Annotated in this window: 23 protein-coding genes, 1 tRNA gene and 1 pseudogene; 10 read left to right on the top strand and 15 right to left on the bottom strand. The window is 60.4% G+C overall.

The features are described 5' to 3' along the window. Window positions 1-11 precede the first annotated feature (11 nt). From AB4O08_RS21545 to AB4O08_RS21535, 3 genes are all read right to left on the bottom strand, one after another. Window positions 12-494 (bottom strand): hypothetical protein, encoded by a 483-nt coding sequence (locus AB4O08_RS21545; protein ID WP_069672424.1) that lies wholly within the window; start codon window positions 492-494, stop codon window positions 12-14. Window positions 495-748: 254 nt separating this feature from the next. Beyond that, window positions 749-1,543 (bottom strand): DNA/RNA non-specific endonuclease, encoded by a 795-nt coding sequence (locus AB4O08_RS21540; protein WP_042571824.1) that lies wholly within the window; start codon window positions 1,541-1,543, stop codon window positions 749-751. A 94-nt stretch (window positions 1,544-1,637) separates the two neighbouring features. Next, window positions 1,638-2,855 (bottom strand): MFS transporter, encoded by a 1,218-nt coding sequence (locus AB4O08_RS21535; protein ID WP_029529082.1) that lies wholly within the window; start codon window positions 2,853-2,855, stop codon window positions 1,638-1,640. Window positions 2,856-2,976: 121 nt separating this feature from the next. Between AB4O08_RS21535 and AB4O08_RS21530 the strand changes: the two genes are divergently transcribed. Then, the gene (locus AB4O08_RS21530; protein ID WP_460114336.1) at window positions 2,977-3,681 is read left to right on the top strand and encodes a TetR/AcrR family transcriptional regulator; all 705 of its coding nucleotides are present in this window, start codon (window positions 2,977-2,979) and stop codon (window positions 3,679-3,681) included. Here the strand turns inward: AB4O08_RS21530 and AB4O08_RS21525 are convergent. Both AB4O08_RS21525 and AB4O08_RS21520 read right to left on the bottom strand, forming a co-directional pair. After that, entirely contained in the window at window positions 3,584-4,507 is a 924-nt protein-coding gene (locus AB4O08_RS21525; protein ID WP_021490773.1) for a LysR family transcriptional regulator, read from the bottom strand. The two genes, AB4O08_RS21530 and AB4O08_RS21525, sit on opposite strands and share 98 nt — an antisense overlap. A gap of 9 nt (window positions 4,508-4,516) precedes the next feature. After that, on the bottom strand, window positions 4,517-5,413 hold the full coding sequence (locus tag AB4O08_RS21520) for a LysR family transcriptional regulator (RefSeq protein WP_021490774.1): 897 nt from the start codon (window positions 5,411-5,413) through the stop codon (window positions 4,517-4,519). Window positions 5,414-5,536: 123 nt separating this feature from the next. On the opposite strand from AB4O08_RS21520, the gene AB4O08_RS21515 reads away from it, so the two are divergent. From AB4O08_RS21515 to AB4O08_RS21505, 3 genes are all read left to right on the top strand, one after another. Then, entirely contained in the window at window positions 5,537-6,202 is a 666-nt protein-coding gene (locus tag AB4O08_RS21515) for an RraA family protein (protein WP_010208940.1), read from the top strand. Further along, window positions 6,199-7,404 carry a pyridoxal phosphate-dependent aminotransferase gene (locus tag AB4O08_RS21510; protein ID WP_010208938.1) on the top strand — a complete coding sequence of 402 codons (1,206 nt, stop codon included), beginning with the start codon at window positions 6,199-6,201 and terminating at the stop codon, window positions 7,402-7,404. The genes AB4O08_RS21515 and AB4O08_RS21510 overlap by 4 nt, the downstream gene beginning before the upstream one ends. Before the next feature lie 95 nt (window positions 7,405-7,499). Next, entirely contained in the window at window positions 7,500-8,777 is a 1,278-nt protein-coding gene (locus tag AB4O08_RS21505) for a cation:dicarboxylate symporter family transporter (RefSeq protein ID WP_010208937.1), read from the top strand. Window positions 8,778-8,829: 52 nt separating this feature from the next. On the opposite strand, the gene AB4O08_RS21500 is transcribed toward AB4O08_RS21505, so the two are convergent. From AB4O08_RS21500 to AB4O08_RS21490, 3 genes are all read right to left on the bottom strand, one after another. After that, window positions 8,830-9,288, bottom strand: a complete 459-nt coding sequence (locus AB4O08_RS21500; RefSeq protein ID WP_010208936.1) for an Hsp20 family protein — start codon at window positions 9,286-9,288, stop codon at window positions 8,830-8,832. A gap of 114 nt (window positions 9,289-9,402) precedes the next feature. Further along, window positions 9,403-10,854, bottom strand: a complete 1,452-nt coding sequence (cuyB, locus tag AB4O08_RS21495) for a cysteate racemase (protein ID WP_460114335.1) — start codon at window positions 10,852-10,854, stop codon at window positions 9,403-9,405. Next, a complete protein-coding gene (locus AB4O08_RS21490) occupies window positions 10,851-12,113 on the bottom strand; it encodes a dicarboxylate/amino acid:cation symporter (RefSeq protein ID WP_010208934.1) in 1,263 nt (420 codons plus the stop codon). Before AB4O08_RS21490 ends, cuyB begins: the two co-directional genes overlap by 4 nt. Before the next feature lie 173 nt (window positions 12,114-12,286). Here AB4O08_RS21490 and AB4O08_RS21485 point away from each other — a divergent pair, with 173 nt between their 5' ends. The 4 genes from AB4O08_RS21485 to AB4O08_RS21470 all read left to right on the top strand — a co-directional run bounded on the left by AB4O08_RS21485 (window position 12,287) and on the right by AB4O08_RS21470 (window position 14,946). Further along, window positions 12,287-13,198, top strand: coding sequence for a LysR substrate-binding domain-containing protein (locus tag AB4O08_RS21485; RefSeq protein ID WP_460114334.1), 912 nt, complete (start codon window positions 12,287-12,289; stop codon window positions 13,196-13,198). Window positions 13,199-13,266: 68 nt separating this feature from the next. Next, window positions 13,267-13,569 (top strand): ArsR/SmtB family transcription factor, encoded by a 303-nt coding sequence (locus tag AB4O08_RS21480; protein WP_010208932.1) that lies wholly within the window; start codon window positions 13,267-13,269, stop codon window positions 13,567-13,569. Between the two features lie 61 nt (window positions 13,570-13,630). Next, window positions 13,631-14,611: a zinc-dependent alcohol dehydrogenase family protein gene (locus tag AB4O08_RS21475; RefSeq protein WP_021490777.1), complete on the top strand. Its 981-nt coding sequence runs from the start codon at window positions 13,631-13,633 to the stop codon at window positions 14,609-14,611. Further along, on the top strand, window positions 14,608-14,946 hold the full coding sequence (locus AB4O08_RS21470) for an antibiotic biosynthesis monooxygenase family protein (protein WP_252959230.1): 339 nt from the start codon (window positions 14,608-14,610) through the stop codon (window positions 14,944-14,946). Before AB4O08_RS21475 ends, AB4O08_RS21470 begins: the two co-directional genes overlap by 4 nt. Here the strand turns inward: AB4O08_RS21470 and AB4O08_RS21465 are convergent. From AB4O08_RS21465 to AB4O08_RS21455, 3 genes and pseudogenes are all read right to left on the bottom strand, one after another. After that, window positions 14,945-15,049, bottom strand: a pseudogene (locus AB4O08_RS21465) (ParA family protein); the annotation flags it as partial. The gene AB4O08_RS21470 and the pseudogene AB4O08_RS21465 sit on opposite strands and share 2 nt — an antisense overlap. Window positions 15,050-15,179: 130 nt before the next feature. After that, window positions 15,180-15,255, bottom strand: a tRNA-Asn gene (locus AB4O08_RS21460). 60 nt (window positions 15,256-15,315) lie between these two features. Then, the gene (locus AB4O08_RS21455) at window positions 15,316-16,212 is read right to left on the bottom strand and encodes a LysR family transcriptional regulator (protein ID WP_021490785.1); all 897 of its coding nucleotides are present in this window, start codon (window positions 16,210-16,212) and stop codon (window positions 15,316-15,318) included. A gap of 101 nt (window positions 16,213-16,313) precedes the next feature. Here AB4O08_RS21455 and lldD point away from each other — a divergent pair, with 101 nt between their 5' ends. Further along, a complete protein-coding gene (gene lldD, locus AB4O08_RS21450; protein ID WP_010208917.1) occupies window positions 16,314-17,444 on the top strand; it encodes an FMN-dependent L-lactate dehydrogenase LldD in 1,131 nt (376 codons plus the stop codon). 485 nt (window positions 17,445-17,929) lie between these two features. Beyond that, a complete protein-coding gene (locus AB4O08_RS21445) occupies window positions 17,930-18,856 on the top strand; it encodes a GGDEF domain-containing protein (RefSeq protein WP_106119554.1) in 927 nt (308 codons plus the stop codon). A gap of 21 nt (window positions 18,857-18,877) precedes the next feature. Here AB4O08_RS21445 and AB4O08_RS21440 read toward each other — a convergent pair whose 3' ends face one another. The 4 genes from AB4O08_RS21440 to AB4O08_RS21425 form a co-directional block, all read right to left on the bottom strand. Next, window positions 18,878-19,645, bottom strand: a complete 768-nt coding sequence (locus tag AB4O08_RS21440) for a TenA family transcriptional regulator (protein ID WP_197999029.1) — start codon at window positions 19,643-19,645, stop codon at window positions 18,878-18,880. Window positions 19,646-19,724: 79 nt separating this feature from the next. Beyond that, window positions 19,725-22,187, bottom strand: a complete 2,463-nt coding sequence (locus AB4O08_RS21435) for an EAL domain-containing protein (RefSeq protein WP_021490788.1) — start codon at window positions 22,185-22,187, stop codon at window positions 19,725-19,727. Between the two features lie 71 nt (window positions 22,188-22,258). Continuing rightward, window positions 22,259-24,061: an ABC transporter ATP-binding protein gene (locus AB4O08_RS21430; protein ID WP_021490789.1), complete on the bottom strand. Its 1,803-nt coding sequence runs from the start codon at window positions 24,059-24,061 to the stop codon at window positions 22,259-22,261. Then, a complete protein-coding gene (locus AB4O08_RS21425; RefSeq protein ID WP_175439633.1) occupies window positions 24,054-24,656 on the bottom strand; it encodes a DsbA family protein in 603 nt (200 codons plus the stop codon). Before AB4O08_RS21425 ends, AB4O08_RS21430 begins: the two co-directional genes overlap by 8 nt. Window positions 24,657-24,661 lie beyond the last annotated feature (5 nt).

The following is a 24,661-nucleotide window of genomic DNA, read 5'->3' as shown; positions in this document are numbered from 1 at the left end:
ATCTAAAAAGTCTACTTTTTTAGGCAATTCCTTGCCTGCTGCACTGCATCAAACCAGCGATACGCCACCATTACCGCAAGTACCACCACACACTCCAGCGCTATATACCCCCACGAAACCACCCCATTGGAATTCTCTAGGATAAAGCCGGGAACCAACTGCAACGGGGTGTCTCTATACACAGTATTTAGGGTGGTAGATGCCGCCACCTTTAAAACGTCAGTCGATAACATCACACAGAGAAAAGCCATAATCGAGCTATGTATTAGAAATGACAACCGGCGACTACATCCGGCATATGAAACTGCCATACCAACCAAAAGTAAAACCAGCGCAGACAAATAAGAAACCAAGCTCATCCACTCACTATACTTATAGGTAAGTAAAATCACGCCGGTAGCAACCAGCGCGCCTAATGCAACAGAAAGCATATCGACAAGCCCGGATTTAAAACCGGAAACAAAATGCTTTTCTTTAGGTAAATTATCACTCATCTCAAACTCCCTTTGATTTAACCAACCACTTAAAAATACCCTGATCTGCGAGATTTACCGATTATTCTCGCAAAAAGAGGTGTGACGCAGAGAAACTGTTACGGCGTAAAATAGCCATATGCCACCATTCATTATGCCGCACTACTAATGGGATGGGAACCAAGCCATGTCATGTCAAGGTTTGTTGTTTCATGCAGGCGTTGACCGGCAATGCTCCCCAGGTACCGCCGGCTTGTGGAATATTTCTCAATGTATCAGGTACGCCCCACCGACCCCGACACCGGAAGATCCCCCAACAACCTGAGCCCGGTGCTCTTCACAAACGTCTCGTAGTCCATCGGCTTTTGAATGCGTGTTTCCGCATTGGGCAGCACATACGCCCAGGCGCGTTTGCTTGAGGCGTCGTACACCAGCTTGAACAGGCGCGTCGGCACCCAGACCTTGTTGGCGCCGATGGTGCCGTAGCCAGGGTCGAACAGCGGGCCGGTGAACACGTACACATCGCCGCCGGCGCGCACGGCAAACTTGCGTACGTCGGCCTCGACCTTGCTCCAGATTTTGCGGTTGTTGGTGGGGTCCTGGGGCACCATGTTCGACAGCGCAAATGACTGCGCCATGGCGTTGGCGTTCGGCGCATCGGCGGCTGGGGATTGGTGGCCACGGTCCACGGCCGGATGCTGAGCGCGGTAGTCACTCAACTCCGCACGACCGCTTTTGGGAATACGTGGGTCGGCGTAAAACTGGTTGGTGCGCTCCTCGCCCTTGGCGTCTTTGAGAAGTGCGGCATTCAGGCGCTCGACCACCACCAGAGGGGTCTTGCTGGTTTGCGAATAGAGCACTGCGAAATGGTCGGAGCACAGGGCCAGGGGTTTCATCGCGGCCGGGACGGTGGCGGTCTTGATCGGGGTGGCGGGGAACAGATCGGCGCAGCTGTCGAAGGTGAGCTGTTTTTCCTGTTTGGAATAGAGGTCCGGCAGGCTTCGGGCGTTGGCCCCGGAAGAAAGCAAAACAAGGGCGGTCAGCCCAACGGCAATTTTGCGTAGGTACATGCATTAAATCTTCGAAAGGGAGTGAAGCGACAGGCTCCGTCGAGCGGAGCCAAGTGGATGATATTGCGAGGGTTATTGACTGGCGAATGTCGGATTAGTGCCCGACCGCTGTGGGTTTTCCCGCATCCCGCGCGCCCGGCTTGAAACCATGGGCGCTGGCCCCCCAGGCAATCGCCAGCGATACGCCGATCAGCACCAGCATCGCCCACGGAAACGACGCCACGCCCCAGGTGTCCAGCAATACCCCGCCGACCACACCGCTGCCGGCGATCGCGCTGTTCCACGCCACCACATTCAGCGACAGCGCAACGTCAGCGCCATCTCCCGCCGCATCAGCCAGGGCGGTTTGCAGCAATGTCGCGGCGCCCCCGAAACTCAGGCCCCACACCGCTACGCCGAAGTAGATCACCACGGGTACATTCCCGAGCAAGCCGAACACCGCGCTCATCGCGGCAAAGGCCACCAGGCTGACCAGCACGGTCCGGCGCAGCAGCGGCTCGACCCATTTGGCCGTGAGCCAGATTCCCGCCAGCGCGGCCACCCCGAACACCAACAACACCAGGTCAACCCGATCCGCCAAGCCAGCCGGCGCCACGAACGGTGCGATGTAGGTGTACAGAATGTTGTGCGCCAGCATCCAGCTGATTACCACCGCCAACACCGGCCGTACGCCCGGAGTGGTCAACACCTTGCCCAGGGACAAACGTTGATGCGTAGGTTGAGGCGCATAGTCCGGGACTTTCACCAACACCCACACAATCAGCACCAGGCTCACCGCCGACATCAGGCCAAAGGTTGTGCGCCAGCCGACCAACCCACCCAGCCATGTGCCCAACGGCACACCCAACGACAGCGCGATCGGCGTACCAACCATCGCCAATGCCAGCGCCCTGCCCTGTTGATGCGGCGCCACCATGCGCCGGGCGTAACCGGCCAACAGGCTCCAGGCCAACCCCGCCGCCACACCGGCAAAGAAGCGCGCCACCAGCGTCACGCCGTAATGAGACGACCATGCGGTGATGGAGTTGAACAGCAAAAAACCGACGATGGTCAGCAACAACACATTGCGCCGCCGCCAGCCACGGGTGGCGATGGTCATGGGGATCACCGCCAGCACCGAGCCCAAGGCATAGGCGGTGACCATTTGCCCGGCCATGGAGGGCGAAATCGCCAGGCCTTCGCTGATCAACGGCAACAAGCCCGCCGGCAGGGTTTCGGTGACGATGCAAATGAAGCCGGTCATGGCCAGGGCAAGCAATGCGCCGATGGGCAGGCGGTCGGATGACGCCGATAACGTAAGTGAAGGTGTCACAGAACACTCCTTGAGCGAGACTTAGATACTGATCGATACAAATGTTGCAACTGAGCGCACCGCGTTGTCAACGACTTATGTATCGACTAGTATCTATATCGCTAGCCACCGGAGACTTGACATGGCACAGATGGGCCGCCCCCGTACCTTCGACCGCGAACGCGCTGTGGACCAGGCCTTGCACCTGTTCTGGCAACACGGCTACGACGCCACCTCCCTCGCCCAGCTCAAGGCCGGCTTGGGTGGCGGCATCTCCGCACCGAGTTTTTACGCGGCCTTCGGCTCCAAAGAGGCGCTGTTCGACGAATGCGTGCAGCGTTACCTGGCGACCTACGCCAAGGTCACCGAATGCTTGTGGGACGAAAGCCTGCCGCCGCGCCAGGCGGTTGAAACGGCGCTGCGCCAGTCGGCGCGCATGCAGTGTGAAGACGGGCATCCCAAGGGGTGCATGGTGGCGTTGGGGGTGATGAGCGCGCCGAGCCCGGATAACGCGCGGGTGGCAGATGGGTTGACGCAGTCGCGGCTGCGCACCCGCGCGGGGATTGTGGCGTGCGTAGAGCGGGCAATGCGCCTTGGGCAGTTGCCACAGACCATCAACCCGGCCGTGATGGCAACGGTGTTTGACAGCTTCCTGCAGGGCATTTCGATTCTGGCGCGGGACACTGTGCCCCATGCCACTATCGACGCGGCCATCAGCCAACTGCTGCTGACCTGGGATATCGCCGCCTCTACTGCGCCGCCCATTCGTCCCGACACTGCATCAGGAAATCCACAAACGCCCGCACCCGATGCGGCACATATCGCCCATGGGGATACAACAAGGTAAACGGCCGCGAGCGCCCACCAAACGGCTGCAACACCTCCACCAGGCTACCGTTGGCCAGCGCCTGCTCGACGATGAACTTGTAGGTCTGAAACAGCCCCGCGCCATGCATGGCCAGGGTCACACCCCCCAGCACATCGTCGGAGCAGCTGTACCCCGCCTCCCCCGCATACTCCTGCGCCTTACCGTCTACCTGGAACAGCCATGAGATCCGACGACCATTGCTCGGCAGTTCGTACTGGATGCATTCATGGGCGGATAAATCCTCCAGCGTCTGTGGGATGCCAGCGCGCCTAAGGTAGGACGGAGATGCGACCACCACCAGCTCGCCGTCCTCCAGCAGGCGGGCAATCAGCGACGAGTCCGGCTGGGCGCGCACGCGGATGGCCAGGTCATAACCTTCGGCGACGAAGTCGATATTGCGGTTGCTGATGTGGATATCCACCGTGACTTGCGGGTACAGCGCACGAAACCTCGGCAATAGCGGCAGCAAGCGGTGATGGGCGTAGGTGGTGGGAATGCTGATGCGCAGCAGGCCAGACGGCACGGCCTGCGCGCCCATCACTTCCTGCTGAGCTTCCACCAACTGGGTCAGGGCCTGGCGGCATTGCTCGAAGAAGGTCCGGCCGCTGTCGGTCAGTCGGATGCTGCGGGTGGTGCGCACAAACAACCGTGAACCCAAGCGTTCTTCCAGGCGCGAGACACTGCGGCTGACCGCTGCGGGGGTCACACCGGCAACCTGCGCGGCAGCGGTGAAGCTGCTGGCTTCGGCAGCGAGGCAAAAGAGTTCGATACTGCCGAGCTGCAAATCTTCGAAATGGCGTTTCATGATCGCTCCCTAGAACAACAGCCGCGAGAAATTGCAGCACGCTTGTGCCAGTTGCGCCACCTCTTGATTCAACCCGTATTGCCGGTCCATCCGGTGCAACGCCACATACTGGATATCCGGCAGCACCGGCTCTGTGACCAACGCGCGCAAGGTGCCTTGCTCGATCAGATGGGACAGGCATGCCAAGGGCAGGTAGCTCACGCCGATCCCCGACAGCGCCAACCCGGCTTGCACCAGCAGGTTGTGGCTGGTGAGGGTACGGGGCAGTTGCACGTTGTTTGCCGCCAGCCAGCGCTCGTAGATCATCCCGGTTCCCGACTGTGCGCCCTGGGTAAGCACGGTGTAGCTGGCCAAGGTCTCGAGGCTGATGGGGTCGACGTCCGGGATCAGGCCAGGGGAGCACATCCAGGCGTTTTTCACGCATTGCAGGGGGGTGCTGTGGAAGCGCGGATCGCTGTAGACGTCGGGCACGATCACCAGGTCCAACTGGTCGCTTTCCAGTTTGCGAAACAGCTCGCTGCTGAGTTCCACCGACGGCTCGATCTGCACCTTGGGGTAGGTCTGGCGCAGCGCCTCCACCAACGCCGGCAGCCAGGTCAGTGCAGTGAGTTCAGTGACGCCCAGGCGAAACCTGCGCACTAGCACTTCACGGGCGCTGACCCGCTCCAGTAACTGGTCGCGACTGTTGAGCAGGTCGCGGGCGTAGTCCAGCAACTCGCCGCCCTTTTCCGTCAACCGTGCGTTGCGCTTGCTGCGGTCGAAAATCTCCACATCGAAGGTTTCTTCCAGCTCCTGGATGCGCTTGGAGATCGCTGACTGCGACATGTTCAGCTTGTTGGCCGCCGCTTCAAAACTGCCCAGTTCAGCGATCCAGTAAAGCGCGTCGATTTGCTTGAAGGTGATCATGGCGAGGCTATCATGAAAAAAATCGATGCTATCACATCATAAAATATCGCTAAAACTCTCCGATCATCACTCCTAAGATCCGGCCATAGCCCATCGCTATCCAAACGACTCTGGAGATTTGCCATGTCCTTGCCCGGTTCACGCATCCTTCCCAACGCCCCCATGGCCCCGGCCGAACTGGTCGAGGCATTCGCTCAGGTGGTGACCCCACACATCAGCGACAACCTTGGCCGGCATATCGGCGCGCGCGGCCTAACGCGCTACAACCGCAGCGGCAAACTGGTGGGCACGGCGATCACGGTGAAGACCCGACCTGGCGACAACCTGCTGATCTACAAAGCCATGAGCCTGCTGCAACCTGGTCACGTACTGGTGGTGGACGGCCAGGGCGATACCAATAACGCGGTGATCGGTGAGCTGGTCAAGCTCTACGCCCAGCAACGTGGTTGTGTGGGCTTTGTGATCGACGGTGCGATCCGCGATGTCGCCAGCTTTGACGACACGCCCTGCTACGCCCGCGCCGTGGTGCACACCGGCCCCTACAAGACTGGTCCCGGTGAAGTGAACGTGCCGGTGTCCATCGGTGGCATGCTGGTCAACCCCGGCGACCTGGTGGTGGGTGATGAAGACGGCCTGGTCGCGTTTTCCCAGGCCGACGCCGCCGAAGTGCTGCGCCGTGCCGCGCAACATGCCGAACATGAAGAGGCCGTCAAAGCCGAGATCGCCAGCGGTGCCGTGCGCCAGAGCTGGATCGACAAGGTCCTGGACCACGCAGGGTTGGCGCCATGAAGCACTTTTTGTCTGACCGCGTCCTGGGCATCGCGCCCTCCCCCAGCATTGCCGCCAATGCGTTGGTGACCGAACTGCGCGCCCAAGGCCGCGATATCGTCAATTTCACCGTGGGCGAGCCGGACTTCGACACCCCGGCGCATATCCTTGCGGCGGCCAGCCAGGCGATGCACAACGGCGACACCCACTACACATCCACCACCGGCACCCTCGCCCTGCGCCAGGCCATCTGCCTCAAGCTGCAGCAGGACAACGACCTGGCCTACGGACTGGATGAAGTGGTGGCCGGTTGCGGCGGCAAACACGTCATCTACCATGCGCTGGCCGCCACGCTGAATCGGGGTGATGAAGTCATCGTGCACACGCCTTATTGGGTGTCGTACCCGGACATTGCACGGCTCAACGATGCAACACCGGTGATCATTCCCGGCGATGAAAGCCTGGGTTTCAAGCTGTCCCCCGACGCCCTTGAACAGGCGATCACGGCGCGCACCAAATGGGTGATCCTCAACAGCCCGAACAACCCCAGTGGTGCGGTGTACAACGAGACCGAATTGCTCGCGCTGGCGCAGGTGTTACGTCGTCATCCCCATGTGCTGATCATGGCTGACGAGATCTACGAACACTTCATCTACGGCAGGGCCCGGCATGTGCCATTGACGCGCCTGGCGCCCGACCTCAAGCCGCGCACGCTGATCGTCAACGGCGCGTCCAAAGGCTATGCGATGACCGGTTGGCGCCTGGGTTTCGGTGCAGGCCCGGCCTGGCTGATCGCGGCCATCGCCAAGCTGCTGTCGCAAACCACTACCTGCCCCAGCTCCCTCAGCCAGGCCGCCGCCGTGGCCGCATTTACAGGCGACCAGGCGCCCATCGCCGCTATGCGCGAGGAATACCAGCAACGCCGCGCACGCATGCTGGCTCTGCTGGCGGACATCCCCGGCTTGAGCTGTACCCCACCAGACGGCGCGTTCTATGTGTTCGCCAACGTGAGCGGGCTGATGGGCAAGCTCACCCCGCAAGGTGATCGCCTCGACAGTGACACCCAACTGGTGGACTACCTGTTGCGTGACTACGGCCTGGCCACAGTGAGCGGTGCGGCGTATGGCATGTCGCCCTATGTGCGCCTGTCCTTCGCAAGCTCGTCAGAAGTGATCGAAGAAGGTTGCCGTCGTCTCAAGGACGCGTGCCGCGACCTGCGCTGACGCCCTTTGCTGCACCCGGCGGCCACCGGACGGCCGCTGTTTTGACTGCCTAGAACAACAACTTAAAAATCATTGATCTCAAATGAGGCATTCCTATGCACACGCCCCGTATCGCGCTGGTCTGGCAAATCATGATCGGCTTGCTTGCCGGCATCGCCATTGGTGCCCTGTTGCACCAGCTCCCCGAATCCCGGCCGTGGCTGGTGGACAATCTCCTGCAACCGGCGGGCGATATCTTTATCAAGCTGATGAAGATGATCGTGGTGCCCATCGTGTTTGCCTGCATGGTGGTGGGCATTGCCGGGCACGGCGACGGTAAATCCCTGGGCCGTATCGGCGCGCGCTCCCTGGGGTATTTTTTCTGCATCACCACCTTGGCGATCATTGTCGGGCTGGTGCTGGGCAATCTGCTCAAGCCGGGGGCCGGCACTGAACTGTCGAGCCTGCATGCAGCGTCTATCACTCTGCCTACTAGCAGCGGCGCAGGTCACAGCCTGGGGCAGATTATCGTCGGGATCATCCCCGATAACGTGATCAGTGCCATGGCCCAGGGCAGCCTGTTGTCGGTACTGTTTTTTGCGGTGATGTTCGGCCTTGGCGTGGCACGCCTGCCCGCCGAGCGCAAAGACCCGGTGATCGCGCTGCTGCGAGGCGTGTCGGATGCCATGTTCAAGGTCACGTCGATGATCATGGCCTACTCGCCCATCGGCGTGTTCGGCATGATCGCTGTGACCGTGGCCAACTTCGGATTTGGTTCATTGCTGCCGTTGGCCAAGCTGATCATGGTCAGTTACGTGTCTATCGCGTTCTTTGTACTGGTGGTGCTCAACCTGGTGGCGCGCCTGTGCGGGATCAATCTGTTTGCCTTGATGCGCCATATCAAGGATGAACTGATTTTGGCCTTTTCCACGGCGAGTTCAGCGTCGGTCATGCCGCAATTGATGAAGAAGCTCGAGACCTACGGCGTGTCGCCTTCGCTGGTGAGCTTTGTGGTGCCGGTGGGTTACTCGTTCAACCTCGACGGTGCCTCGCTGTTCCTTGGGATCGGCACGCTGTTCGTGGCGCAGCTATACGGAATCGACCTGAGCCTTGGGGATCAGGCGCTACTGGTGGTGACCATGGTGCTCACTTCAAAGGGGGCTGCGGGTGTGCCGGGGTTCATGTTCGTGATTCTCTCCGCAACGCTCGCCAGTGCCGGATTGCCATTGGAAGGGATCGCGTTTATTGCCGGGGTGTATCGCTTGATGGAGATGCCGACTACCGCACTGAACGTGCTGGGCAACGCGCTGGCGCCGTTGGTGATTGCCAAGTGGGAGGGCCGTGACGCTAAGGCGACGCACGAACCGAGCGCCAAGAATGTGCCTTCACGGTAGCAAGGGTCTTACGAATAAAGGCGCTCCAAAGAGCGCCTTTATTCATTTCAACTCACTGCTCGCCGATGGATTTTACCTCAGCCTTGGCAGCGCCACCGATGGCAATGCGTTTAGGCTTGGCTTCCTCCGGCACGACCCTGAGCAGGTCGATGCTCAGTAAGCCATTGGAAAGCTGTGCGCCTTGCACTTCGATGTGGTCAACCAGGCGGAACGACAGGCGGAACGCGCGCTGAGCGATGCCCTGGTGCAGGTAGGTGATACCTTCATTGTGTTCGCGTTTGCCGCCAGCGACGGTCAACACGCCCTTTTCCACCTGGATTTCCAAGTCATCTTCCACCAGGCCTGCGGCCGCAATGACGATTCGGTAGTGGTCCTCGCCATGCTTTTCGACGTTGTGCGGTGGGTAGGTGGTACCGGCCTCGCTGCGAAGCGCCGATTCGAAAAGGTCGTTGAAACGGTCAAAGCCGACGGAATGGCGGAACAGTGGGGCCAACGAAAGAGTAGTAGCCATTGCAAAATCTCCTGAGGTTTCTCCAAGTGATTTGGTACGCGACCCGTATTCGGCATCGCGTAAAACCTAAGTAGGTTCAGGCTTAAAATTTTCAAGCGGTGCCCACAAAAAAATTTACCCGATGCGATAAGCCCCCGACGAAAGGCTCACACACCTACGTGCGAGGACGGTCGTGGGATCAACCAAGGCGACCCGGTGGGCACCGATTTCAAACACGTCACAATGCGCCAGTACCAGAGGCAACTCGGTACACCCAAGGATCAACACCTTCGCCCCCTGTTCACACAAATGCTCCGCCGCCAGCAGCAACTGCTCGCGGCACACGCCCTGGGTAAACCCCGCCTTGATCCCCCGCTCGCCGTAGATCGCCTCCATCACCAACGCCTGGTAATCAAAACCGGGGGTGATCAGTTCCAACCCCGAACGTCGCGCGGCCTGGTGATAGACCTGGCTTTGCAGCGTGCCTGAAGTCGCCAGCAAGCCAATCGCCTGGCCACACCCATAGGTGTGCACAATCCACTCCACCGTCTCGCTGAGCATGTTGACGATGGGCACGCGCAAGTGCGCCTGGATGCGCTCGACAAACGCATGGGCAGTGTTGCACGGGATCGCGATGGCTTGGGCGCCGGCGCTTTCCAGGCGTTTGCAGGTGGCGAACAGGGCCAGGGTAGGGTCAGTTTCGTCGCGCAACAGGTTGGCGGTTCTATCAGGTATCTGCGGGTTCTGCTCCACCACCATCTTGATATGGTCCTGGTCCTTGCCTGCCGGCGTGTGGGCGACCACCTTGCCCATGAAGTCCACGGTCGCCGCGGGCCCGACGCCACCGACGATGCCCAGTTTGAACGGCGACTGGCGCGTCGGACCGTCGGCCTGGGTGGCGAACTCGGCGTAGATCTGGTTGATGTCGAGCACGCTGATACCACGCCGTTGCAGATCGCCGCACACCAGCGACAGCTCGGTCATGCCCGGCACGATCACCGTGGCGCCCTGCCCTTGCAATGACAAGCACGCCTGGTACACCGACTCCAGCGGCACGCCATCGAGGTGGCCGTCCTTGATGCCGTTGACGCCGTACATCGCCTCCATCAGCGCGACCTGGGCGTGGTCCTCCGGATACACCAGGTTAAAGTGCTGACCGAGGTGCTTTTCAAACAGACCACAGTGGCGCACGAAGTCCGACGCGATCACCCCCAAGGTGGTGCCCGGTGCAACAAAACGCAGGATGTGCCGGACGAGCGCCTGCATCATGTCCAGCACGGGGATGCCCAATTCCTGCTGGATTTCCTCGCGAAAGGTCTGGCTGGCGAAACAGGGTAGCAGCACGGCATCCACACCGCTGTCTTCAAAGGTCTTGCACACCTGGAACACATAGAATTTGCGCGCGGTCATGCTCGCGTGGCGATCCAGGGGCAGCCGCACATCCTTGAACGGGTGCTGCTCGAATAGGAAATGATAACGGCCCTGGTCTTCCAGCACGGCCCTGGATTTGACCAGCTTGTAGAACAGATCGCCGCCCGCCAGCGAGCCGAGCCCGCCGACGATGCCCAATCGAGAAGTGGTGGTCATGCGCGCGCCCCCTGCGGCAGCTCAGCGGGTTCTTCTTCGGCCTCGGATTTCGCGACCACTGCCGTGGCGATGCTGTTGCCCACCACGTTGGTGGCGGTGCGCGCCATGTCGAGGAACTGGTCGATGCCGATGATCAGCAGCAGGCCGGCTTCGGGCAGGTTGAACATCGGCAAGGTCGCCGCGACCACCACCACCGAGGCCCGCGCCACGCCGGCCATGCCTTTGCTGGTGATCATCAGCGTCAGCAGGATCAGCAGTTGCTGGGTGAAACTCAGGTCGATGTTGTAGGCCTGGGCGATAAACATGATCGCGAATGCCTGGTACATCATCGAGCCGTCAAGGTTGAAGGAATAGCCCAGCGGTAACACGAAACTGGACACACGCTTGGGGGCGCCGAATTTCTCCAGGGCCTCCATGGTTTTCGGGTAGGCCGACTCGCTGCTGGCCGTGGAAAATGCCAGCAGGATCGGCTCGCGGATCAGCTTGCCGAGGGTGAACACCGAGCGCCCGAGAAACAGGTAGCCGGCGGCGAACAGCAAGACCCAGAGCAAGGCGATGCCCAAGTAGAATTCGGCGATCAGCTTGGCGTAATCCGCCAGCAGGCCCAGGCCGTTGGTGGTGATCGCCGAGGCGATGGCGGCAAATACGCCGATCGGCGCGAAGGCCATCACGTAGTCGGTGATCTTGAACATCACCTTGGCGAGTTCGTCCACGGTGTCGGTGATACGCGTATAACCCGCACGTTTGACGCCGGCCAGGGCGAAGCCGAAGAACAGCGAAAACACCACGATCTGCAAGATCTCATTGTTGGCCATCGCTTCGGCGATGCTGCGTGGGAACACATGACTGATGAAGGTCTTGAGGCTGAAGTCGCCAGTGTTGACCGGCACCGCCGCCGTGGCGTGCTGCACCACCTGCATATTTAACCCGGCGCCCGGCTGGAACAGGTTGACCAGCGCCATGCCAAGCATCAGCGAGACCAGCGACGCCGTGACAAACCAGAGCATCGCCCGCATCCCGATGCGACCCACCGAACGCGAGTTGCCCATGCTCGCAATGCCCCCCACCAGGGTGGCGAACACCAGCGGTGCAATGATCATCTTGATCATGCGCAGGAAGATATCGGTGACCATCGAAAAGTACCCGGCCAGCGCCTTGGCCGCTTGTTCGCTGCCGGCATAGTGGTGACACGCCCAACCCACCAGCACGCCCAGGGCGATGCCGACTGCAATACGACGCGGGAGTTTGTTCTTGTTCACAGGTGCGGCCCTCGGATGGCTTTTGTTGTATGCAGCGGATTCTAGGGACCGCCCCCGCTCCCCATGATGAGTAATCCGGCTAACCCCATGCGCTTTTGGAATAGTTTGTAAAAAGCCAGGCCTGGCCTGGGCGTGACCGCTTACACTCCTGGCTCATCGCCTGGAGAACCGGCATGCAGATCAAATGGTTGGATGACCTCTTGGCCATCGCCGAGTGGAAGAACTTTTCCCGCGCCGCCGAAATGCGCTGCGTGACCCAGTCGGCCTTGTCGCGGCGCATTCGCTCATTGGAAGAATGGGTGGGTGTCGAGCTGGTCGACCGCGGCACCTACCCGGTGCAACTCACCGCCGCAGGGGTCGCCTTTTGCAGCGAAAGCCGCGATGCCCTCGCCGGCCTCATGCGCCTGCGCGCCAGCCTGCGCGAAGTGGAGCGCATGCCGGGACGCTCGATCCAGGTGACCGCCGGCCACAGCCTGTCGATGACCTTCCTGCCCAAGTGGCTGGCGCAGTTCCAGCGACACGCCGAGAAGTTCAATGCGCGGGTGGTGGCGGCGAATATTCATGATGCGGTGATTGCACTGGAGGAAGGCAGCTGTGACCTGATGATTGTCTACCACCACCCGCTGGCGCCTATCCTGCTGGACGCGGAACGCTTTGGCAGCCTGGCCCTGGGGCATGATGCATTTATCCCGCTGTGCGCACCGGACAAACGCGGCCGGCCGCTCTATCGCCTGCCGGGAAATGCAGGGAAACCCGTGCCGCATCTGGCGTACACCGCCACGACGTTCCTGGGTCGGGTTGCGGAAATCGTGATCAAGAATGGCCCTGCCCCCGCGGTGCTGGAACGCTGCTACGAAGCTGACATGGCCATGCTGCTGATGCGCATGGCGATCGAAGGTTACGGCGTGGCGTGGCTGCCGCAGAGCGCGGTGGTCGATGAGCTTGAACGTGGCGTGCTGGTGCGCGCTGCAGGTGAGGAATGGAGTACGCGTCTGGAAATTCGCTCGTACTGCGCGATTGAAAACCAAAACCCGACGATGCGGAAGTTGTGGCGCACACTGGAAGGCTGGCGGGCGGAAATTTGATACAGCGGTAAAAATCGCGACTTTATCTTGCGCATTGACATATCGGTAAATCTCGATATCCTCGCGACATGGACCTACTCGAAATATTCAAAGCCCTCTCAAACCGTACTCGACTCGAAATCCTGAAAGGTTTGAAGGATCCCGAAAAGTACTTCCCGCCACAGGATGAAGGGGACGTTCATACCGTGGGCGTCTGTGTCAGCAGTATTCAGGAGGGCGTCGGGCTGTCGCAGTCAACCGTGTCTGATTATCTGGCCACGCTGCATCGGGCAGGCCTGATCGAAACACGGCGCATTGGCCAGTGGACCTACTACAAGCGAAACGAAGCAACCATCAGTGCGCTTGCCGAGATCATTGGCAAGGACCTGTAATTTTTTGCTCCAGGATATCGAGATTTCCCGATATCCCTTTTTACCGAAACGAGGTGAGGCAATGAAAGCGCAGATACTTAAGTCGTTTGGCAGCCCGGATTCGTTCGAACTCTGCGAGGTGCCCAAGCCGGTACCGCACACCGGGCAAGTGCTGGTTCGGGTTCACGCAACGTCCATCAACCCTTTGGATTATCAGGTGCGACGTGGCGACTATGCCGACCTGGTGCCCCTCCCCGCCATCACCGGCCACGACGTCTCCGGTGTTGTCGAAGCCATCGGGCCGGGCGTGACCAACTTCGCACCAGGCGACGAAGTCTGGTACACCCCGCAGATCTTCGACGGCCCCGGCAGTTACGCCGAATACCATGTAGCGGCCGAGAACATTGTGGCAAAGAAGCCTCTCTCGTTAAGCCACCTTGAGGCGGCCAGCCTGAGTCTGGTTGGCGGTACCGCATGGGAAGCGCTGACCGTGCGCGCGGCACTGCGGGTGGGCGAAAGCATCCTGATACATGGCGGCGCTGGGGGTGTCGGCCATGTGGCAATCCAACTGGCAAAAGCTATCGGTGCAAAGGTGTTCACTACCGTGCGCGAGGCTAATGCTGAGTTCGTTAAACGCATGGGCGCCGATGTGATCATCGACTACGAAAAGGAAGACTATGTCGACGCCATCATGCGGGAAACGGCTGGCCGTGGAGTCGATGTGGTATTCGATACCCTCGGCGGCAACACACTGTCGCGCAGCCCTGATGCGCTCGCGCAAATGGGCCGTGTGGTCTCGATCGTGGACATCTCCCAGCCGCAAAACCTGGTCCAGGCCTGGGGCAAAAATGCGAGTTATCACTTTGTGTTCACGCGGCAAAATCGCGGCAAGCTGGATGAGTTAAGCAGCTTGGTCGTACAGGGTCAGTTGCGCCCGCATGTCGGCGCGGTCTATGCGCTTGCCGACATTGGACTCGCCCATGCGCGGCTGGAGAGCCGCAACAACGGCATCCAAGGGAAGATTGCGATTGCCGTCGCGCCTATTGAAGGCGCCACGCCATGATTTACGAGATCGCCCTGCTGCCCGTTCACAAACAACACATCGATGCATTCCGACTGGCATTTGCGGAGGTCGCACCGTTGCTCAGCCGCGCGAAAGGCTACTTGGGCCATTTGCTCGCGCAAGGCATCGAAACGCCGGAGCGATTCAACCTGATCGTGCGCTGGGAATCGCTCGAAGACCACACACCGGGCTTCGAAGCGAGTGAAGACCATCGGGTGTTCATGTTGGGGCTGGAGAACTATTTTTCGGACGAGCCGCAGGTGTATCACATTGAGGGGCTGGAGTTTGCTGGATGCGCCGGCTTGTGCCTATCGACTAAACATTCAAGGCTTTAAGCAGGGTCCGAACACCTTCATCGGCGCAGAACGCACCTAAATTGGCGCCAACCGTGGTCTTACCCGGCTCGCCTTTGGTTGAAACGACTGCAGCGACTTTCATGGAGCTTCCCTCTGAATCGTAGGATTAGAGACGGCTTCATGCGGGTCACACTGCGCGCCTTGATCACCCCGGAGAAATCCAAGGCAAAAAAAAGCCTGCATCTCTGCAGGCTTCTTTTTATGTCGCTATCTGGCTCCACGACCTGGACTCGAACCAGGGACCCAATGATTAACAGTCATTTGCTCTACCAACTGAGCTATCGCGGAATGCGCCGTATGTTACTGATTGAAAAGGAGAAGTCAAGCTTTCTCTGGCATTCGGCGCGATTAAATCGGATGACCGGTTGAAACCGCGTGCTCCCTGGCCAACTCCAGCCAGGCCAAGGCAGCCGGCGGCAGGTGGGCGCTGGTGCGCCAGGCCAGGGCGATGTGCCAGTCGGTGTGGGGTTCGTCCAAGGGGATCAGGGCGATGCCGGCGTGTTGATGCTTGTACGCCAGCATGCGTGGCACGAAGGCCACGCCCAAGCCGGCGGCGACCAGGTCGATGATGAAGTCGATCTGCCCGCTGCGGGCCGTCACCTTGGGGGTCACGCCTTTGCGCTCGCAGGCGGCGAGGATCTTGGCGTTGAGGGCGAAACCGGCTTCGAACAGGATGAACGGCGAATCGGCCAGGTGGGTGAAGTCGATCCGCTCAAGGTGGGCCAGCGGGTGGCTCATGGGCAGCACGGCCATCAGCGGCTCATTGCGCACGGGCTGGTAATCGAAATCTTCGTCCACCGGCAACAGCAGCGCCGCCAGGTCGACCTCCCCCGCTTCCAGGCACTCGCGCAGCTTTTTGCTGCCGTACTCGGTGAGCTCGATGTCGATGTCCGGGTAGCGGCTGCGGTAGGTCGCAAACATCGTCGCGAACAGCACACCGCAGCCCACCGGCGGTAGGCCGATGCGCAGCACGCCACGCTTTAAACCGCGCAGGTCGTTGATCTCGGCCACCAAGTCGTTGCGCTCGGCGAGCAGGACCAACGCGCGACGGTAGGCGATTTCGCCGGCGGCGGTCAGTTCGTTGCGGTGGCCCAGGCGATTGAGCAACGGTGTGCCCAGTTCATCTTCCAACGTCTTGACGGCCTTGCTGACGGAGGACTGGGTCAGGGACACCACCTCCGCCGCCTGGGAGAAACCACCCTGGCGCACCACTTCGACAAAGGCGCGTAATGTTCTCAGGTTCATCAGTATTCCTTTGGCGACTGACTACCATCGATAAAAGTTGTTTTTATCATGCCAGAGAAATGCCTATCCTGCCTGCACCTTGCCTTGTGGAGCCCCTAATAATGATTATCTCCTCCGCCTCCGACTACCGCGCCGCCGCCAAGCGCAAGCTGCCGCGTTTCCTGTTCGATTACATCGACGGCGGCGCCTACGCCGAACACACGCTGCGCGCGAACAGTTCGGACCTGGCCGAGATCAGCCTGCGACAGCGCATCCTGCGCAACGTGGACAACCTGAGCCTGAAGACCACGCTGTTCGGCCAGGAACTGGACATGCCGGTGATCCTCAGCCCGGTGGGCCTGACTGGCATGTACGCACGACGTGGCGAAGTGCAAGCGGCCAAGGCGGCGGCAAACAAGGGCATTCCGTTCTGCCTGTCGACGGTGTCGGTGTGCCCGATTGAAGAGGTGGCGTCGCAAAGCGCGCAGGCGATCTGGTTCCAGCTGTATGTGCTCAAGGACCGTGGCTTCATGCGCAACGCGCTGGAGCGCGCGCAAGCCGCGGGCGTCACCACACTGGTATTTACCGTGGACATGCCAACGCCCGGCGCGCGTTATCGCGATGCGCACTCGGGCATGTCCGGGCCGTTCGCGGCACAACGGCGCATGCTGCAAGCCGTCACCAAGCCGCAATGGGCCTTTGATGTGGGGTTGATGGGGCGCCCCCATGATCTGGGCAATATCTCCAAATACCTGGGCAAACCCACTCACTTGGAAGATTACATCGGCTGGCTGGCGAACAATTTCGACGCCTCCATCAGTTGGAAAGACCTGGAGTGGATCCGCGAATTCTGGAAAGGCCCGATGATCATCAAAGGTATCCTCGACCCCCAGGACGCCAAGGACGCGGTGAGTTTCGGCGCCGATGGCATCGTGGTCTCCAACCATGGTGGTCGCCAGCTGGACGGCGTGCTGTCCACCGCCAAGGCCCTGCCTCCGATTGCCGATGCCGTGGGCGATGACCTCACGGTGCTGGTGGATTCCGGCATCCGTTCCGGGCTGGACGTGGTACGCATGCTGGCCCTGGGCGCCAAGGCCTGCCTGCTGGGTCGCGCGACTGCCTATGCGCTGGCCGCCGACGGCCAGCACGGCGTGGAAAACCTGCTGGACATCTTCGCCAAGGAAATGCGCGTGGCCATGACCCTCACCGGTGTGACCTCCATCGCGCAGATCGATCGCTCCACCTTGGTTTAACCCTGCTGCTCGACGATCCCCGCGGGCCTGGCGGCAAGACGGTGGTGCCGGCGGCCGTCTGGCGTCCCATGGCGCCATGGGCAGTGGTGTGCGGGTGATGGGCGGCGCTTATTTTATCTGTGGTGTCATTCCGGCGTTGTTTATTCGCGATAAACAGTGCGAACCACAGAAACTTCAAGACCACCGCCGAGTTGCCAATTAACTGGCGTCATCCTTCAGCGACTGTTTTTGGCGGTAAAAACAGTCGATTGATTTATAAGACTTTTTATTAAGTTGAACCTCTCTGGCATGAATCTCGCTCTAACTCTGTTCTAGCAGGTAAGGCGATGACAAGACGTGCGGCAGTGCCCAGGGGTTATAACCCATTGCAAAGCGGTCTAGACTGTTACCTATGTTTTACGGAACTGAAGGAACAGTAAGACGCTTGGCACTCGCCACTCTCATTGAGCCTGTAAGACAGCCAAGTGCTTAGAGGCCGATCGTTTATGAAAACACCCACCCAGACCAACGCAATTGACTTCGATACTGCCAAATTGCAACGCCTGGGGTTTGGTCAACCATCTCTCGTACCACGTCGCCCCACCACCCTTGCCCAACTTCGCCAGCAACTGGGCCTGCAATTGCAAACCAGCCTGGAGCCGGAGCGCATCCTCGGGGTGTTCTTCCGTGAGATCCAGCGCCTGGTGCCCTTGGACGCCTTGCAATACCGCCATCAAGCCAGCGATTTGCGCCTGGAGTTCGGCCATCGTGGCCACCATTCTGTGAGTTACAGCCTGAGCCATGAAGGCGAGCACCTGGGCGAGCTGATCTTTCGTCGCAACCAGCGCCTGGCGGAAGAAGAACTCGGCCAACTCGAATCCCTGCTGGCCACCCTGCTCTACCCGATGCGTAACGCCCTGCTCTACCGCGCCGCCACCCGCAGTGCCTTGCGCGACCCGCTGACCGAGACCGGCAACCGCATCGCCATGGACCAAACCCTGCAACGGGAAATCGACATGGCGCGCAGGCACCTCAACCCGCTGTCCTTGCTGATGCTGGACATCGACCACTTCAAGACCATCAACGACACCCACGGCCACGCCACTGGCGATAACGTGCTGCGCGCCGTCGCCGCGGCGATCAAAGGCCAGTTGCGCAATGTGGACATGGTGTTCCGGTTTGGCGGGGAAGAGTTTCTGATCCTACTGTCCAACACGGGTCGCGATGCGGCGGCGATGGTTGGCGAACGCCTGCGCCAGGCGGCACAGACCCAGGATTACTGGGCGGATGACACGCGGATTGAATTGACGGTGAGCCTGGGTTGCTCGACCTTGCTGGCCGCTGAGTCCGCCGAAAGCCTGCTGCGTCGGGCCGACAGCGCCTTGTACGTGGCCAAGCGCGAAGGGCGTAACCGCCTGGCGATGGCGGGGTAAGCCCCCGCCATCACCGTTACATCACGCTTCGCTGACGACCCGCGCCTGGCGCTCGCGCACCACGGCCGGAGCTTTTTCTTTCTCCAGACGCATGCAGCTTTCCAGGAACAGGTACATGTAGTCGTAGCTCTTGCACACGGCTTGGCGCAGCTCCGTCTGCAATTCCTTGGACGGGTTCATCCCGGCCAGGGTGCAGATGATTTCCAGCGCTTCCCATGGGTGCGCATCGTCATACTGGGCGTGCATCTTCAGCCACTTCATCGCACGCTTGCGCTCTTCCTCGGGGAAAGCCGCCGCATAGACGCCGGTCGAACACACCACGGCGGACCATTCCCCGGTAGCCCCTTCGATCGCATAGTTGGTCGCGGCAATGGCCACGATCAGCGAATCGGCGGAGCTGGTGTGCCAGCACCAATGGCTCAGCGCATGCAACTCCGGCGGCACGTTCTGGGCCTGCAGGTCCTCCAGGCTGACCCCGTGGGCACGGGACCAATGCACCCAATAGTCGGCGTGGTTGAGTTCCACACGAATATTGCGCATCAGCCAGCGGCGCGCCATATCCTCCCCAGGATGGCGGGCAAATTTGGTCTTGGTGAGGTTCTGTGCCATGTACAAGGCAAACTGTTCCACCACAGGCCAGCCACCAATCAGGTAATGGCGCATGGTCTTGGCACTGAGCGAGTTGTCGCGCATGCGCTGGTACAGTTCGTGTTCGACAACGCGGCGCTTGCTCTCGCTACAGTCCAGGATCAGTTTCTGAGCCCAGGCCGGATAACTGGAGGCTTCCATAAGCGGGCCGGTTCTGATGAAGGTGTCGATCACTGTTAAGGCTCCTTTTTAAGTGTGATTGTACAGACCAGCAAATGTTTCAGCGGAATGTGCCGGGCGCCTTGAATAACAGAGGCTGCGGCCGCACAGGTCGACACTGCAAGCTATCAAAGGTAAACAATTGCGGTCGTTCAATCAGGTAGCCCTGAGCGTAATCCACACCAATTTCGAGTAATGCCTGTTCGATTTGCGGTGTCTCGACAAATTCAGCAATTGTGCGCTTACCCATGACGTGGCCGATGTGGTTGATCACTTCGACCATCGCGCGGTTAATCGGGTCGTCCAGCATATCCTTTACGAAACTTCCATCGATCTTCAGGAAGTCTACAGGTAAATGTTTGAGATAGGCGAATGAGGACATTCCGGCACAAAAGTCATCCAGCGAGAAATGACAACCTAAGGCTTTGAGTTCATTAATAAAGCGGATCGCACTACCCAAGTTTGCAATAGCACTGGTTTCGGTTATTTCGAAACAGATCATGCCCGGCGGAATAGTGTATGTATGAAACTTCTCACGTAAAAAACCGAGGAAGTCATCATCCCCAATGGTGATGCCTGACAGGTTGATCGCACACATGGCCATGGGAAGACCCGGCCGCTCCTGCATGCACCGGTTGATGATCTTGAACACATTTTCCACCACCCAGCGGTCCAGTGACGTCATCAGACCGTAACGCTCGGCGGCGGGGATAAAGCTGTCGGGCAGGATGATGCGTCCGGCCTCGTCGTGCAGCCGCAGTAGGATCTCAATATGCCCATCGCCACCATTGGTCTGCCCGAGGGGCGAGATTTCCTGGGCGTACAGGCAGAACCGGTTCTCTTCCAACGCCATGTGCAGGCGCTGCACCCAGGCCATTTCGCCAAAGCGCAGCGACAGTTCCGAGTCGTCGGCGTGGTACACCTGCACGCGGTTGCGGCCCTTTTCCTTGGCCATGTAGCACGCCATGTCAGCGGCGCGCAGTGAGGTTTCCAAGGTGGTCGGGGTGTGCCCCAGGTGCACTAGGCCAATGCTGACGGTGGTCATGAACGGCCGGCCCTTCCACACAAAGTGCAGGTTTTGCACGGTGTGGCGCAGGCTCTCGGCAATCTTTTCTGCCACCGCCGCCGGGCAGTTTTCCAGCAGGATGCCGAATTCATCTCCGCCCAACCGCGCCAGGGTGTCGCCTTCGCGCAGGTCCGACTGCAGCAGCGCACAGATATGCCGCAGCAACTCGTCCCCCGCCGCGTGGCCGCAGGTGTCGTTGACCAGCTTGAACTGGTCGAGGTCTAGGAACATCAATGCATGGCGCCCGCCATTCTGCTGGGCGGTGGGATGCAGTACCTGTTCCAGGCGGAATTCGAATTCGCGACGGTTGGCCAGGCCGGTCAGGGCATCGTGGGTCGCCTGCCAGGACAGGTTGGCGATGTATTGCCGCTCCTGGGTCATGTCATGCAACACCAGCACCGCCCCCGTGACCTTGCCGGTGCTGCGGATCGGCGCGCCCACCAGCGTCACCGAGACCGTGCTGCCATCCAGGCGCTGGATGGTTTTGGAATGCTCGCTGCCGCCGCTGAGTTGGCCCTTGACGATATGTTCGATCAGGGTAAAGCCGTCTGGTTGCGCATTGTCATCCAGCAGGTTGAACAGCGCAGCCAGGGGCAGACCTTGAGCCTGGGCCGAATTCCAGTGGGTCAGCGCTTCGGCCGCCGGGTTCATGTAGGTGATGGCGCCGTCGACATCGGTGGTGATCACCCCGTCGCCAATCGACTCCAACGTGATCTGCGCACGCTCTTTCTCTTGTTGCAGGGCGTCGGCAAACGCGTGGCGCTGGGTCAGCAGCTTATGGGTGCGCAACAGTGCCAGCACGATCAGCCCCAGGGCCGTGGCCAGGTTGGTGATCAGCAGCAACCGCAGGATCATCCGCGAGCCTTCGCCCAACGCATCACTGAACGCCTTGGCAGCCGGCGTCACACCTTCGTTGATGCCAACGATATGTGCTTTCCACTGGCGTACGTCGTTGGCGCTGACCTGATCACGGGTGATCGCGCCGTGCATTTCACGGGCGAGGTCATCCAGTTGCATCAGGTAGCCATCGCCCACTGCCCACAACTCGATGGCTTTTTCCAGGTAGCTGAAATGACGAAAGTTGAGGTACAGCCAGATCAGGTTGGACACGTCATCCGGGTGGTTGCCGCCCTTGAGAATACCCAGGCGTGCGGCGCTCAGGTCAGGGGTAGGACGGTCCAGGGCAGTGCGCAGTTCGTGGCCGCCCTGAGGCACGGCAATGGCCTGCTGATATTTGAGGTAAGTGGTTTCGTCGCGGCTATCGGCGTACAGCGTCAAGTAATAGATGGCGTCCTTCTGGCCTTTGGACCACAGGCTTTCACCGGCCACATAGCCACGCACTGCCGAAAGCACGTAGAGACTGACGCAGCCCAACAATGCCTGGAACAGTACAACGGCGATAAAGGGCCAGACGATGCCCAACAGTTTTGGCGTTCCGAGAGTCCGCTTTTGCTTCATGAAGTCCCTTGCACATGCACTGCTGGATACGCACGCGAATATCCGCTTCCGATAGCTCAGCCCAGGCTAAATCAACGCACTTGTTGCAAGTGTCCATAGAGTTTGGCGTACAAGCCGCCATCGGCAATCAATTGCTGATGATCACCGTCCTCGGCAATATGACCGCCGTCGAACACCAATACTCGATCTGCCTGCTTAACCGCCGACAGGCGGTGGGCAATGATCAGTGTAGTACGCCCGCTCAGGAAGCGTGCGAGCGCCTGATGCAGGTTGTACTCGGTGGCGGCGTCCAAGGCGGAAGTCGCTTCGTCGAGGATCACGACCTTCGGCTCGGCCAACACCATCCGCGCAATCGCCAGGCGCTGACGCTGCCCGCCGGAAAACCGCACGCCGGAACGCCCCACCACACTGTCCAAGCCCAAGGGCAGTGACTTGACGGTAGCATCCAGTTGGGCGATTTCCAGTGCCTGCCAGCACGCCTGGTCACTGCGCTCACGGCCCATGGTCAGGTTGGCGCGCACGGTGTCATTGAACAATGCAGGGTGTTGCAGCACCACGGCGACATTTTCGCGAATCGTCTCCAGGCCGATTTCCTGCTGGGTGGCACCACCAAAACGGATGGTCCCGGCCTGGGGCGTGTAGAGGCCGAGCAAGAGTTGCACCAAGGTACTTTTGCCACCACCGCTGGCGCCGACGATTGCCACCTTCTCGCCGGGGGCGATGGCCAGGTTCAACTGGTCAAGCACCAGGTCTTCGCCATAACCGAAATTGAGTCCACGCACTTCGATGCCGACGGTCTCACGCCCAACGAATGGGTCTTCGCCCCCGGCGTATTGCGGCTCATCAGCACGCGCCAGCAACTCATTGATCCGCGTCAGCGCCCCGCCCGCCGCGTAGTACGCGTATTGCAGATTCAGCAACTGTTCCACCGGGCCAATCATGAACCACAGGTAACTGAACACCGCGAGCATCTGGCCGATGGACAGGTCGGAGAACAGCACGGTGAGCATGGCCGCTGCGCGAAAGATGTCGATGCCGAACTGGAACAGCAAACCACTGGCGCGGCTGGAGGCGTCGGTTTTCCACTGGGAATGGATCGCGTAGTCGCGCACTTCCTGGGCACGCTGGCCCAGACGCCCCAGGAAGAACCCCTGGCGATTGCCAGCGCGGACTTCCTGGATCGCGTCCAGGGTTTCAGTCAGGGCCTGGGTAAAACGTGAAGTGCTGTCGTTTTCCAGCTTCTTCAGGTGTTTGACGCGCTTGCCCAACTGCACCGTGGCATAGATCACCAGCGGATTGAACAGCAGGATCAGCAGCGCCAGTTGCCAATGCATCCACACCAGGATCGCCGAAGTGCCCACCAGCGTGAGCATGGCCACCAGGAACCGGCTCAGTGTTTCGCCGACGAATTTGTCCAGCGTGTCGAGGTCGGTGACCAGGTGCGTGGTGACCGTGCCGCTGCCCAGGCTTTCATACTCGCCCAGGGAAATACGCTTGAGCCGCTCGATCAGGCGCACGCGGATGCGGTACACGATGTCCTTGGCCAGCCGCGCAAACAGCCGCGCCTGCACCACGTTGAACACCAATGCGCCGCAGCGCAGGAACAGGGTCACCAGCAGCATCAGCCCGATATAACCGGCCGCTTTCTGCCAGCCCAGCGGCAGCGCGTGGTTCATCACGTTGAGGGCTGCGTCGCCGTGGCCCAGCAGTACTTCATCCACCAGCAGGGGCAACAGCAAGGGGATCGGTACGCTGCACAGGGTCGCCAGCACGGCGACGCCGTTGGCGATCCACAGGGATTTCTTGTGACGCAGGGCCAGGCGGCGAATTTCCGCCCAGGTCAGGCGATCGGTGCGCTGGGCGGGTTCATGCACAGGTGGCTCGCTCCAGCCATCGGCCCAGCAAAGGCGACAGCTCGGACAGCGGCTGGTAACCGTTGGTCAGCAAGGCCAGTTGACCATTACGCTCGGCCAGCAGCGTCGGGAAACCGGCGATGCCCAGGTCCTGCACCCAGGTGAAATCGGCCGCCGTGGCCGCATGCTGCTCGGCGCGGTCGAATTCGCCGGCGAACTCGATACGCGGGATCCCCGCCTGCTCGGCGAGTTCCACCAACACGCTGGCGAGGGTCACGTCGCGGCCTTCGACATAGAACGCACGCTGGATCAGCCCCAGCAGCTTCCAGGCGCAATCCGGCGCCAGGCTGCGGGCGGTGACAATTGCCCGGCACGCCGGCTCCGTGTCATACACAAAACCGTCGGGCAACGCGCCTTCACGTTTGAACGGCTGGCCGGTAGCGTCAGTGACCGCCTGCCAATGCTCCAGAATGTAGCGCCGGGTGGTCGGCTCCAGTGCCGCGCCACTGCCGGTACGCAAGCCGCCCACCACCAGGTGCAGCTCCACACCGGCCGCCTGGGCCTGCTCCACCAACGCTTTGGCCACCGGGGCAAAGCCCCAGCACCAGGAACACATCGGGT

Source organism: Pseudomonas sp. H3_E07, from assembly GCF_054668895.1.
The sequence above is the reverse complement of the archived record's forward strand: the minus strand, read 5'-3'. Positions and strand labels throughout refer to the sequence as shown.

Excerpts from the sequence above, each read along its gene's own strand:
- AB4O08_RS21445 (WP_106119554.1), top strand. The coding sequence starts at position 17,930 with ATGAAAACACCCACCCAGACCAACGCAATTGACTTCGATACTGCCAAA.
- cuyB (WP_460114335.1), bottom strand. The coding sequence starts at position 10,854 with ATGACCACCACTTCTCGATTGGGCATCGTCGGCGGGCTCGGCTCGCTG.
- AB4O08_RS21505 (WP_010208937.1), top strand. The coding sequence starts at position 7,500 with ATGCACACGCCCCGTATCGCGCTGGTCTGGCAAATCATGATCGGCTTG.
- AB4O08_RS21530 (WP_460114336.1), top strand. The coding sequence starts at position 2,977 with ATGGCACAGATGGGCCGCCCCCGTACCTTCGACCGCGAACGCGCTGTG.
- AB4O08_RS21485 (WP_460114334.1), top strand. The coding sequence starts at position 12,287 with ATGCAGATCAAATGGTTGGATGACCTCTTGGCCATCGCCGAGTGGAAG.
- AB4O08_RS21435 (WP_021490788.1), bottom strand. The coding sequence starts at position 22,187 with ATGAAGCAAAAGCGGACTCTCGGAACGCCAAAACTGTTGGGCATCGTC.
- AB4O08_RS21520 (WP_021490774.1), bottom strand. The coding sequence starts at position 5,413 with ATGATCACCTTCAAGCAAATCGACGCGCTTTACTGGATCGCTGAACTG.
- lldD (WP_010208917.1), top strand. The coding sequence starts at position 16,314 with ATGATTATCTCCTCCGCCTCCGACTACCGCGCCGCCGCCAAGCGCAAG.
- AB4O08_RS21545 (WP_069672424.1), bottom strand. The coding sequence starts at position 494 with ATGAGTGATAATTTACCTAAAGAAAAGCATTTTGTTTCCGGTTTTAAA.
- AB4O08_RS21540 (WP_042571824.1), bottom strand. The coding sequence starts at position 1,543 with ATGTACCTACGCAAAATTGCCGTTGGGCTGACCGCCCTTGTTTTGCTT.
- AB4O08_RS21440 (WP_197999029.1), bottom strand. The coding sequence starts at position 19,645 with ATGGAAGCCTCCAGTTATCCGGCCTGGGCTCAGAAACTGATCCTGGAC.
- AB4O08_RS21480 (WP_010208932.1), top strand. The coding sequence starts at position 13,267 with ATGGACCTACTCGAAATATTCAAAGCCCTCTCAAACCGTACTCGACTC.
- AB4O08_RS21510 (WP_010208938.1), top strand. The coding sequence starts at position 6,199 with ATGAAGCACTTTTTGTCTGACCGCGTCCTGGGCATCGCGCCCTCCCCC.
- AB4O08_RS21470 (WP_252959230.1), top strand. The coding sequence starts at position 14,608 with ATGATTTACGAGATCGCCCTGCTGCCCGTTCACAAACAACACATCGAT.
- AB4O08_RS21475 (WP_021490777.1), top strand. The coding sequence starts at position 13,631 with ATGAAAGCGCAGATACTTAAGTCGTTTGGCAGCCCGGATTCGTTCGAA.
- AB4O08_RS21525 (WP_021490773.1), bottom strand. The coding sequence starts at position 4,507 with ATGAAACGCCATTTCGAAGATTTGCAGCTCGGCAGTATCGAACTCTTT.
- AB4O08_RS21515 (WP_010208940.1), top strand. The coding sequence starts at position 5,537 with ATGTCCTTGCCCGGTTCACGCATCCTTCCCAACGCCCCCATGGCCCCG.
- AB4O08_RS21500 (WP_010208936.1), bottom strand. The coding sequence starts at position 9,288 with ATGGCTACTACTCTTTCGTTGGCCCCACTGTTCCGCCATTCCGTCGGC.
- AB4O08_RS21425 (WP_175439633.1), bottom strand. The coding sequence starts at position 24,656 with ATGTGTTCCTGGTGCTGGGGCTTTGCCCCGGTGGCCAAAGCGTTGGTG.
- AB4O08_RS21455 (WP_021490785.1), bottom strand. The coding sequence starts at position 16,212 with ATGAACCTGAGAACATTACGCGCCTTTGTCGAAGTGGTGCGCCAGGGT.